The organism is Dolichospermum sp. LEGE 00246, assembly GCF_015207865.1.
GTDB lineage: Bacteria > Cyanobacteriota > Cyanobacteriia > Cyanobacteriales > Nostocaceae > Dolichospermum > Dolichospermum heterosporum.
Genome location: NZ_JADEWA010000200.1, coordinates 1 through 9,218, shown reverse-complemented (window position 1 = coordinate 9,218; position 9,218 = coordinate 1). Strand labels below are relative to the sequence as shown.

At 40.8% G+C, this 9,218-nt stretch carries 9 protein-coding genes and 1 rRNA gene; 3 read left to right on the top strand and 7 right to left on the bottom strand.

The genetic code is table 11. From position 1 onward, the window contains the following. The 3 genes from IQ228_RS14165 to IQ228_RS14155 form a co-directional block, all read right to left on the bottom strand. Positions 1 to 155: ribosomal RNA gene (locus IQ228_RS14165) — 23S ribosomal RNA — on the bottom strand; the annotation flags it as partial. Positions 156 to 370: 215 nt separating this feature from the next. Beyond that, positions 371 to 1,510: a quinone-dependent dihydroorotate dehydrogenase gene (locus IQ228_RS14160; protein ID WP_027403563.1), complete on the bottom strand. Its 1,140-nt coding sequence runs from the start codon at positions 1,508 to 1,510 to the stop codon at positions 371 to 373. Between the two features lie 311 nt (positions 1,511 to 1,821). After that, complete coding sequence (locus IQ228_RS14155; protein ID WP_193963244.1) at positions 1,822 to 2,595, bottom strand: class I SAM-dependent methyltransferase; 774 nt, start codon at positions 2,593 to 2,595, stop codon at positions 1,822 to 1,824. Positions 2,596 to 3,029: 434 nt separating this feature from the next. On the opposite strand from IQ228_RS14155, the gene IQ228_RS14150 reads away from it, so the two are divergent. From IQ228_RS14150 to IQ228_RS14140, 3 genes are all read left to right on the top strand, one after another. Then, positions 3,030 to 3,191 carry a DUF2256 domain-containing protein gene (locus tag IQ228_RS14150; RefSeq protein WP_096667596.1) on the top strand — a complete coding sequence of 54 codons (162 nt, stop codon included), beginning with the start codon at positions 3,030 to 3,032 and terminating at the stop codon, positions 3,189 to 3,191. A 52-nt stretch (positions 3,192 to 3,243) separates the two neighbouring features. Then, positions 3,244 to 4,191: an isoaspartyl peptidase/L-asparaginase gene (locus tag IQ228_RS14145; RefSeq protein ID WP_193963243.1), complete on the top strand. Its 948-nt coding sequence runs from the start codon at positions 3,244 to 3,246 to the stop codon at positions 4,189 to 4,191. 110 nt (positions 4,192 to 4,301) lie between these two features. After that, positions 4,302 to 5,744, top strand: a complete 1,443-nt coding sequence (locus IQ228_RS14140; RefSeq protein WP_027403561.1) for an ATP-dependent DNA helicase RecQ — start codon at positions 4,302 to 4,304, stop codon at positions 5,742 to 5,744. 409 nt (positions 5,745 to 6,153) lie between these two features. Here IQ228_RS14140 and IQ228_RS14135 read toward each other — a convergent pair whose 3' ends face one another. The 4 genes from IQ228_RS14135 to IQ228_RS14120 all read right to left on the bottom strand — a co-directional run bounded on the left by IQ228_RS14135 (position 6,154) and on the right by IQ228_RS14120 (position 9,074). Further along, positions 6,154 to 6,639 carry a hypothetical protein gene (locus IQ228_RS14135; protein ID WP_035082607.1) on the bottom strand — a complete coding sequence of 162 codons (486 nt, stop codon included), beginning with the start codon at positions 6,637 to 6,639 and terminating at the stop codon, positions 6,154 to 6,156. A gap of 84 nt (positions 6,640 to 6,723) precedes the next feature. Beyond that, positions 6,724 to 7,488: an energy-coupling factor ABC transporter ATP-binding protein gene (locus IQ228_RS14130; protein WP_193963241.1), complete on the bottom strand. Its 765-nt coding sequence runs from the start codon at positions 7,486 to 7,488 to the stop codon at positions 6,724 to 6,726. Positions 7,489 to 7,498: 10 nt separating this feature from the next. After that, entirely contained in the window at positions 7,499 to 8,158 is a 660-nt protein-coding gene (locus IQ228_RS14125; RefSeq protein ID WP_027403558.1) for an energy-coupling factor transporter transmembrane protein EcfT, read from the bottom strand. Continuing rightward, on the bottom strand, positions 8,151 to 9,074 hold the full coding sequence (locus IQ228_RS14120) for an energy-coupling factor ABC transporter permease (protein ID WP_027403557.1): 924 nt from the start codon (positions 9,072 to 9,074) through the stop codon (positions 8,151 to 8,153). Before IQ228_RS14120 ends, IQ228_RS14125 begins: the two co-directional genes overlap by 8 nt. Between the last annotated feature and the right edge of the window lie 144 nt (positions 9,075 to 9,218).

The following is a 9,218-nucleotide window of genomic DNA, read 5'->3' as shown; positions in this document are numbered from 1 at the left end:
TTCAAGGGTGGCTGCTTCTAGGCAAACCTCCTAGTTGTCTAGGCAATCTCACCTCCTTTATCACTTAGTGATGATTTGGGGACCTTAGCTGGTGGTCTGGGCTGTTTCCCTCTTGACAATGAAGCTTCCGGTTTCTCCCCAAAGCATCGGGGGGACTAGGGGGGTAAGTAATTGGACAAAAATATTTACAGTCATTGCGAGCGAAGGGAAGCAATCGCCAGGGTTGTGATTGCTTTATTTCACTTCGTTCCCTATGGCTAACGCCACGCTGCGCTAACGCAATGACATTGTATAATTAATTCTGTCTCACTACTTAACAATGTGATGAAAATTATGGGATACCACTTTTAAAACATCCTCTAAAATAGCATTACCTATTACCCATTCCTATCGCTTGACTGATGGATGTTAAGCCGTTTTCTTCTAGCTTGGTTAATAAACCTGCGAGGGTGCGGCGTACCATTATTGGTCCTTCATAAATCCAGCCTGTATAGGTTTGAATAAGACAAGCACCGGCTGTGATTTTTTCCCAAGCATCCTCGGCGGTAAATATGCCACCTACGCCAATGATGGGCATTTGTCCCTGGGTTTGTTGGTAAATAAAGCGAATTACTTCTGTGGAGCGATCGCTCACTGGTTTTCCACTAATTCCTCCCGCTTCTTCTTGGGGAGATTTGCCAGTTTTTTCAATGATTTGGGTTTTGAGTCCTTCCCGGCTAATCGTGGTGTTAGTGGCGATTAAACCAGCGATTTGGTAAGCTTGAGCCAGATTAATAATATCAACTATGGCATCCCATTCTAAATCGGGGGCTATCTTCACAAATATGGGTTTTTTCGCGGTGTTTTCCTGTTGTAATCCGTCCAATATTTGACTGAGCATGGCAGCATCCTGGAGCGATCGCAGTCCCGGTGTATTGGGAGAGGAAACATTAACTACAAAATAATCACCCAAATCCTTCAGTAATCGAAAACTCTCTAGATAATCCTGGGCTGCTAATTCCAAAGGTGTGATCTTGGATTTACCTAAATTTATACCTATAGGTATGGGTACTGGATAATTCAAGTTCTCTTTCCCCTCCTTCAGTCTTGCAGCCATAGCGACAGCACCAGCATTATTAAAACCCATCCGGTTAAGTGCTGCTTGATCTAAAGGTAAACGAAATAACCGAGGGGGCGGATTTCCCGGTTGGGGGTGATAAGTAACAGTACCCAATTCAGTAAAACCAAACCCAAAATTATGCCAGATATTAGCGCCAACGCCGTCTTTGTCAAATCCAGCCGCCAAACCCAAGGGATTGGGAAATTTCATTCCCAGTACGGTTTGTTCTAATCGTGGATCATTTAGACATAGATATTGCTGAAAGAGGTTGTTTAACCAATTGGTATAAGGATAATAACTGGCTTTCGACAGCCAATTTAGACTACCGATGGTTTGTTTGTGCAACCACTCCGGTTCGGTTTTCACCAGAGTAAATAGGAAATGACCAACTAATGATTTATAAAGATCCAATTTATGTTACGAGTCAGTTAACGTAGAATTATATTCATATTATAGCTTTACGTGAATCTGAGAATTTTAAAAAATGTTTTGCTTCTTTCAATTCTGATTTCGTAGATGTAATTTATAAAACTGGTAAGTAATTGGACAAAAATATTTACAGTCATTGCGAGCGAAGGGAAGTAATCACAACCCTTGCGATTGCTTCATTTCACTTCGTTCCATTTGCAATGACATTGTGTAACTCATTCTGTTTCACTACTTATATTTGCAAAAATCCCAACTGAGAAGATTTTTTTAAGTCTAAATTTTCCAGTTTAATTTCACTTTTTATAGCCGATTACTGCAAGATTACCAGCGGGAATAGAAACGGGTAAGTAGCCGATTTTTGTCTTCTTCAGAAAAGAAAGACAGAAGCGCTTGAGTTTTAAAGGAAGTGGGAATAATTTTACCCAGTAATGTAAAGGATAACGATTAAAGATAACTTTAGTTGTTATCGTTGTAAAACCATTCGTTTTTAAAAGATATCTAGCACTTTTTTCCGAGAACAATTGTAAATGTTCAATATCAAAAATGGGAGATCTCATTCTCAAAATTTTAGCTGAGAGAGCGCGATGATTATGACAAATGAAAAAAACAGCCCCACCTTTTTTGACAAGAGTATAAGCATCTTGACACATTTGTTTAGGGTCATACAAATGTTCTAAAGTTTGAAAACAAGTAATAAGACTAAAAGTTCCCGCTTGGAAATCCTCAACCCTGAAAAGACCATGCTTAATTAATGGTTGTATTTCCTCCTTAGCCGCTAGAATAGGTGCTTGGGAAGGTTCTACTCCAATAACAGAAGTAAACCCTGTACGCAGCAATTCCTCTAAAAATGCTCCATCCCCTGTGCCAATATCAATCGCACCATCTAAATTAGGAATATGTTGCATAATTTCGGGTAAAAAACTGGCATAAGTACGACTCGCATAATGGGCTTCTTCTGAACTATCAAAAGCAGCTTCATGATAGGCGGTTGCTAATTCACTTAATTCAGGAATTGGACTGGCATACAGTACATCACAAGTTGGACAAGATATCAGTCTGTAGTGCATATATTCAGGCAGTTTACGAGAAGCAAAGGCAAAACTGTCTAATTGATTAAGATCAAAGTCAGCCTCAGCAAAGACTTTAGACTGATCCTTTAAACCGCAAACTAGACAAAGTCAAGAGAGGACAAGTTACCGCCAATATGCTTAACACCACTTTTAAAGTGCATTTTGAGCAATCGTTTTTTGGCTTTATTAATAAGCTCTTTTAGTGTTTTCATAATCAGCCGTTAAGGTAGTCCAGAAACCATACAAATTGGAAAGCTTCCATTACATCTGTTTTCCGCAAATTATCGGAGAATTTGGGAAAACCTATGTAATTAATTCTGCTTGGTTAATTGTAGACAGTACAAGGATTAAAAAATCCTTGTCATCCGTCTTTAGATGTATTTTTTGATAGATGATGTTTTTCGTGTTTATTGTTACGTTATTGTTACGTTATGCGTCCTACTTGTTCTAAATCTGATTTACCGGAAAAAATCTGTGTAGTATGTCAACGTCCGTTTACTTGGCGGAAAAAATGGCAAGATTGTTGGGATGAAGTGAAATATTGTTCAGAACGTTGCCGTCGTCGTCGTTCTCAGGCTAAAAATGATAGCTAGACCAACCAATAAATATGTGGGCGCAGGCCCTGCGCCCCTACGAAGAAAATAAATGATTTTACAAATGCAACCTAAATTAATTATTCATGGTGGTGCTGGTAGTTCTCTCCAAGGTAAGGGGGGATTAATAGCAGTCCGCAACTCTCTGTCTCAGATTGTTGCGGAAGTTTATGCTCTTTTGCTAACGGGTGTAAGTGCGACTGAGGCTGTAGTTCGGGGTTGTCAGATGTTGGAAGATGAACCCCGCTTTAATGCTGGTACTGGTTCTGTCCTCCAATCTGATGGACAAATCCGCATGAGTGCTTCCATTATGGATGGGACAACGGGGCGGTTTAGTGGTGTAATTAATGTGTCACGAGTGAAGAATCCGATTGAAATGGCGCTGTTTTTACAAGATGCTGATGATCGGGTTTTGTCTGATTATGGTGCGGCTGAGTTGGCGCGGGAATTGCAAGTTCCTATTTACAATGGTTTAACTGATTTGCGCTTGAAAGAGTGGACTCTAGAACGCCAGGATAACTTCAAAAGAACCATGGCTGGGGTAGTAGCAGAACCAGAAATGGCAGAAAATGCTGGTAGGGGGACTATTGGTGTTGTCGCTTTAGATGGCTATGGTAAATTAGCTGCTGGTACTTCCACTGGAGGTAAAGGCTTTGAACGCATTGGGCGAGTTAGTGATTCAGCTATGCCAGCGGGTAATTATGCGACTAGTCAGGCGGCGGTGAGTTGTACGGGGATTGGGGAAGATATTATTGATGAGTGTTTAGCTGCTAAGGTTGTGGTGCGTGTTACTGATGGAATGTCACTACAGGATGCTATGCAGCGATCATTTACAGAAGCAAAGAGGAATAATCGGGATTTTGGGGCGATCGCTCTTGATGCCACTGGTGCGATATCCTATGGTAAAACCTGTGAAGTATTACTAGCCGCCTACCATAATGGGGAAAACATTGGTGATACTTTGGAATGGAATGATCAAGAACTAATTGGTAATTGGTAATTGGTAATTGGTAATTGGTAATTGGTAATTGGTAATTGGGAAAAGTAAAGATAAATATTTCCTCTATTTTCTTTTCCCTTTATCGTTCTTTGTGCTTTTGTGGTAAAAACATGAATCTCCCAGTAACAGAATCTTGGCAAGATGTTCGCGCAGCATTAAAGGCAATTTGGGGATATGACGATTTTCGTCCTCCTCAAAAAGAAATTGTTAACTGTTTAATATCACAAAAAGATGCTCTAATTATTATGCCCACTGGTGGGGGAAAGTCAATTTGTTTTCAACTTCCCGCCCTCCTAAAAACAGGATTGACTTTAATAGTTTCTCCTTTGGTGGCACTAATGGAAAACCAAGTTGAGGAATTACGGCAACTATCACAAAAAGCAGCACTTTTACACAGTGAATTAACTGCATCTCAACGCAATGCAACCTTGCAAGCTTTGGAAAAACAGCAATTAAGATTATTGTATTTATCACCAGAAACATTACTCAGTCCAGCAGTATGGCAAAAGTTGTGTAATCCTCAACTGCAAATTAATGGTTTAATTCTGGATGAAGCCCATTGTTTAGTGCAGTGGGGTGATACTTTTCGTCCGGCTTATCGGCGTTTAGGGGCTGTGCGTGAAGCTTTGCTAAAATCAAAACCACCGGGAACAAAAATTAGTATAGCAGCCTTTACGGCAACGGCTGATCCTTTAGCCCAAAAGATTATTTCTACAGTTTTAAAATTAGACAAACCTGAGATTTTTCGGATTAATCCCTATCGGGAAAATTTAAATCCTATTGTCCGAATTGCTTGGACTCCTAAAGGGAGAAAACAACAATTATTAAAGTTTATTCAAAAACGACCAAATCAAGTTGGTTTAATTTATGTACGGACTCGAAGAGATAGTGAAAATTTAAGCCTGTGGTTAATAGAAAATGGTTATCAAACTGCTAGTTATCATGCAGGATTAAGTCCAGCAGAACGCCGCAATATTGAAGCTAGTTGGTTAGGTGGAAAAATCCCATTTGTTGTGTGTACTTGTGCTTTTGGGATGGGGATAAATAAATCAGATGTGCGCTGGGTGGTTCACTTTCATGCGCCACATTTATTATCTGAATATGTGCAAGAAATCGGCAGGGCGGGAAGAGATGGCAAACCTGCTGATGTTTTAACTTTGGTAAGTGAACCGACGGGATTTTTAGATGCTGAGGATAAGCAAAGACAGAAGTTTTTTGAGTCACAAATGAAATTGCAACAACAAAAAGCTCAACAATTAGCCAAACAATTACCACTCCAAGGAGAAATAAATACTGTAATTAAAGAATTTCCGAATAGTGCTGTGGCACTTTCTCTTCTGCATAGTAATGGACAGTTGGCATGGCTTGATCCTTTTCATTATTCTATGTCTTTGCAGTCAGGAAATCCAGAAAAAACACAATTACAAGCTGCTAAACAAATGAGTGAATATCTCACTAATAAAAAATGTCGTTGGCAGTTTTTACTAAATGCCTTTGGCTTTGAAACACCAACTGCTAATTGGCGTTGTGGACATTGTGATAATTGTGATTAAATCAAGAAACACAATCTGGAAAGCTAACTAGGGTTTGCTGACAGCGTAGCGTGGCGTTAGCCATATGGAACGAAGTGAAATGAAGCAATCGCAAGGGTTGTGATTGCTTCCCTTCGCTCGCAATGACTGTAAATATTTTTGTCCAATTACTTATAAGGTACATCTTAGCCCCCTCATCGCACCCCCCTAAATCCCCCCGCTGCGGGGGGAAGAAAAGGATAAGCTTTTGATACCTGGAGGGGGTTGGGGGTGGGGTTCTTGTTCCGGGTTTGATGACAATTTGCTGTATAACTTCTTCTAAATCCTCCTGATAGCGTAGCGTGGGGTTAGCCATGCTCCCGGATGGGCGCAGTCCCTGCGCCCCTACCTTTTGATTAGCGTAGCGTGGCGTTAGCCATACTCGCAAACCTTACTTAGTTGATTCTGCTTGGCTACAATATTTATTTAATTGAACGCCTAGAGTATCTGATTCTTTACCGGCAGTTTTGGCGGCTGTTGTTAGTGCGGAATCAATTTCTTTTCTGGCTTTTTCAATTTTTGCTCTACCATCTGATGATGCTTCTGCTTTTTTAGCGTCCCCAAGTGCTTGAGAAGCTTTGGCTATGGCTTCACTAAGATGATCAAAGATTTTGATAAATTTGGTTTCAAATTCTTGCAGTTTGGGATCTTTTAAATTTAATTCCTGAATAGACTTAGTAACATTTTTTAAGTCTTTGGATAATTGCAAGCTGGTTGATACCTGCTGACCTTTTTTGATGTCAATCAGTGATGTACCTTGATTTACAACTGTAACTAATCGCTGACATTGGGAGCTTTTAGTCTCGCTGCAACTGGTAATTAACAAAGCAATGCTCAGGCTAACAGGAGCAATAACTGAATAACGGGAAAACAACATTAAAATCCCAAGACCGATAAAATCCCCTAAATATTAAGCCAATTGATTATTAATTCGCAATTACGAATTTCTGTGTTGAGCAGTTTACCAATCTACTGGCAACCCTAATTTATCTAAGGTTTTGCGATCTTGCAACAGTGTTTGAATGTCGCTGTCTATTTGGATTTTACCCGTAGATAGGACTAAAGCCCGTTGAGTTACTCTTCCTAGCCAATTGAGATCATGGGAAGCTATTAACATCACTTGTACGGGCAATTTTAATAATACGTGAGCTAAATGCCGTCGCCATGCTGGATCTAGTCCGTTGGTGGGTTCGTCTAAGATGAGAATGGCTGGATCTAGGGCTAAAATTGCTGCTAAGGCGGCTAAACGTCTTTGTCCTCCAGAAAGTTCATGGGCGGAACGGTGGGCGTAAGCTTCTAGTCCGAAGTCGGCTAATAGTTGATGGGCTTTATCTTTTGCAGCTATGGGTGAAACACCATAGTTAAGGGGTCCGAAAGTAACGTCTTCCAGGATTGTGGGCATAAATAATTGGTCGTTAGCATCTTGAAAGCTAAAACCAATTTGTTGGCGTATTTGAGGTAAGGTGGTTGGCAATAGGGGGATGCCGTTAATCCAGATTCTGCCACTTTGGGGATGTTTTAAGCCGATGAGGTTTTCTAATAAGGTGCTTTTTCCTGAGCCTGTAGCCCCCATTAAGGCGATGCGATCGCCTGTTTGTAAGCTAAAAGAAATTTCTTGTAATACGGGTTGCTGGCGCGAATAGGCATAGACCAGATTTTGGACTTCAACGACATTTGTATGCGGTTGAGACAGGGAAATTTGGGGATTAGAAGTTAAGGATGTCAAGATTCACGACTCAAATAACAATAAAGTAGGAACTTAGGGTTAAACAAGTAGCTGTCACCCCAGCTATTAACAAGATAAAACGTTCTTTCGATTTGAGGGGGGAATCTATTGGTAATTGTCCATTATATCCACGAGCTACCATAGCAGCATAAACTCTTTCCGCTCTGTCGAGGGTGCGAAGATACAACGCCCCAATCATGGAAGCACTGGCATAACGCAGCCATCCTGCTGCACCATTTAAACCACGTAATTGGGCGCTGCGCTGCATTTGCGTTACTTCTAAAAGTAATATTTCTAAGTATTGCGCGGCTAGGATCAGGTTTTCTTTTAATGGGGCAGGTATTGGTAAGCTTTTAAGGGCAATACCCAAACTGTGAGGGGGTAAGGTTAATAAAAAACTATTCATGGTAATTAAACAAATTAGGGAACGCACAAGTAAAAAACTGGCTTTTTCCCATCCCAAAGGCAAAGCCATCAATGATAGAAAAATTAATTCTGCACCAAGTAAACCGCTTAATTTACGAATGGGTACTTGTAATAGGCCAACCCATAAAAGGGCGATCGCCCCATATACTAGTAAATTAGACCAAGTATGATGTTTTAAAAACGCTGCGCCAATTACAATAATGAGGGATAATTGCAAGCGTAATGGCAAGGAAATTTTAAGCATTCTTAGGTTTCATGACTTTAGCAATTCCAAAAGCTACAGTGAAGCAAGCTGTAGAACCTACCAAACCGGCAATACTTGTGCCGATTTGCCCTAAACCTTTAATCTCATAGTCAGCCAAAGGTGTTGGTACTACCACTCTGACTTGTTCAGCTAAGTTGATAAAACCCAAGTTTTCTGCTACTTTTTCTAAACCATCTGGCCAAGCAGAAGCAAATAGAGACAACACACCCGAAATCAGCAAAATACTCACAACGGGAACTAACCAGCCTCTAACTTTATGTTCTTCACCTGGTAACAAATCTGGACGGGCTGTGGCTAGATAGGTTAATACACCCCCGGTAATTAATCCTTCTCCAATACCAATCAAAATATGTACACCCGTCATGGTGGGTAAAACTATGCTCGCTGGTGCTGTTCCAGAAAGGGCTAATTCAATGGCACAAGCTAAGGCGGCGACAACTACGCTAACTGCGGCGGCTATGCCGGCTGCTAGGGGTAAACGCCTTTGAGAACCGCCCAATAATCGTTGTAAGGTTTGGGTTAATCCCCACGCTACCCACACGCCGACTATCCCCATATTAAAAATATTTGCACCTAAAGCGGTGATGCCACCATCGGCAAATAGCACGGCTTGAATAATTAAAACTGTAGCAATACATAACATTCCCGCCCAAGGACTACCTAAAATAATGGCGGCTAAAGCCCCTCCTAATAAGTGTCCGCTAGTCCCCCCCGCTACAGGAAAATTAATCATTTGGGCGGCGAAAATAAAGGCTGTGGTTAAGCCGAGAATGGGGGCGCGACGAATGCCAAAAGCTGTTTGCGATCGCTCAAAAGCTACAAATAAGGCGGCTGTACTGGCTAAACTGGTGGCTGCGGCTACTGGTACAGAAACAAATCCGTCGGGTATGTGCATGAAAATTCCTATTTCTTTTATGTGGTTTTTTGCAGTGCTAAAGGCAATATAACGACTAACAAAATTAATAGCAAACTAAAATTTATCTGTTCTGACAATAGCCTATTGGTAGATATTTTGGGATTTTATTTAGGATAATTTTTC

Bases quoted from the DNA above. Each gene is read 5' to 3' on its own strand.
- IQ228_RS14155 (WP_193963244.1), bottom strand. From the start codon at position 2,595: ATGCACTACAGACTGATATCTTGTCCAACTTGTGATGTACTGTATGCC.
- IQ228_RS14150 (WP_096667596.1), top strand. From the start codon at position 3,030: ATGCGTCCTACTTGTTCTAAATCTGATTTACCGGAAAAAATCTGTGTA.
- IQ228_RS14145 (WP_193963243.1), top strand. From the start codon at position 3,244: ATGATTTTACAAATGCAACCTAAATTAATTATTCATGGTGGTGCTGGT.
- IQ228_RS14140 (WP_027403561.1), top strand. From the start codon at position 4,302: ATGAATCTCCCAGTAACAGAATCTTGGCAAGATGTTCGCGCAGCATTA.
- IQ228_RS14135 (WP_035082607.1), bottom strand. From the start codon at position 6,639: ATGTTGTTTTCCCGTTATTCAGTTATTGCTCCTGTTAGCCTGAGCATT.
- IQ228_RS14125 (WP_027403558.1), bottom strand. From the start codon at position 8,158: ATGCTTAAAATTTCCTTGCCATTACGCTTGCAATTATCCCTCATTATT.
- IQ228_RS14120 (WP_027403557.1), bottom strand. From the start codon at position 9,074: ATGCACATACCCGACGGATTTGTTTCTGTACCAGTAGCCGCAGCCACC.